We start from the raw sequence: 1,176 nt of genomic DNA, 5'->3' as shown, positions 1-1,176 counted from the left end.
AGATTAACAATCATGAAAAAAACAATCCTCTTATTTATTTTATTCTTTGGAGTAACAAATATGCAAGCTCAGAAAAAAAAGAGTAAAACAGTCAAAAAAACAAATACCCAAAAAACAATAAGTGTCTCTCAAGCAAGCCCTTTTGCAACCCTTTCTACTGGGAATGTTAATGATAATGGCACCATAAATACCGTTTGTGTTAGTCCCGATGGAAAGCAAATATTATCATCGGGTAATGATGGCGAAGTAAGAGTGTGGGATATTGCCACCCGAACTCAAACTAAAAATTTTCCTGGAACTAAAAACAGTGCTGGAGCAGTATGGCCTACCTCTGGAGTTGCTTACAGTCCTGATGGTAAAACTTTTATATCTGGTCAAAAAAATTCGACACCTAAACTTTGGGAGGTTGCTACTAGCAAACAAATAAAAATATTTCACAAAGCAGGTGTTGCCTATTCTTTTGAATTTAGCTCAGATGGTAATCTAATAGCACTTGGTCATTACGGATCATTATCTATTTCTGAAACCAATTCAAGTAATGTATTAGTAATACCAATCTCAAGAATAGGTAATATAATTTCTATTGCTTTTAGTCCTGATAATCAATCTCTTATTTCTGTTTCAGAGAATCAGGATATTTCTCTTTGGGATGCGAATAGCGGAGTTAAAATACGCAATTTTGACATTCATAATTATCAAAAAGATGTAGAATATGCAAACGATGTGGCATTCACTCCTGATGGTAAAACAATAATTACAGGAGGTTTTAATAAAGATCCCTATCAAGGAATTATCAAAATATGGAATACAAACAATGGCTCGCTTATACAAACAATTATTGATGGGCAAAGTATAGAATGCCTAGCCATAAGCCATGATGGTCTAAAACTGGCAACAGGAAATTTTGATCATTCTGTCAAAATATGGGAAATCGCTACAGGAAATCTCTTAAAAGAGTTTGTAGGTCATAAAAGTTATGTTAAATCTGTTGTTTTTAGCCCAGATGATCAAACATTAGTTTCTAGTGGCGGTCAAGGTATAATTAATCTTTGGAAAGCCAATTAATTCTTTTACAGTAAATGAAAGTCAAAATAAAATTTGTTAGTTTGTTTTTAAAAGCGATGTTTTTTTACATCGCTTTTGCAATTTATTAAAATCAATTACATCGTTTTCGTT

1 protein-coding gene is annotated in these 1,176 nt (G+C 32.7%); it reads left to right on the top strand.

Going from position 1 to position 1,176, the window contains the following annotated elements; translation table 11 throughout:
- The coding region (locus tag DIU01_RS03570) for a WD40 repeat domain-containing protein (RefSeq protein WP_290831873.1) at nucleotides 1-1,065 on the top strand (1,065 nt) is incomplete at its 5' end.
- Nucleotides 1,066-1,176: the final 111 nt, after the last annotated feature.

This window comes from Flavobacterium sp. (assembly GCF_003525665.1).
In the GTDB taxonomy this organism is placed as follows: Bacteria; Bacteroidota; Bacteroidia; order Flavobacteriales; family Flavobacteriaceae; genus Flavobacterium.
The sequence above is the reverse complement of the archived record's forward strand: the minus strand, read 5'-3'. Positions and strand labels throughout refer to the sequence as shown.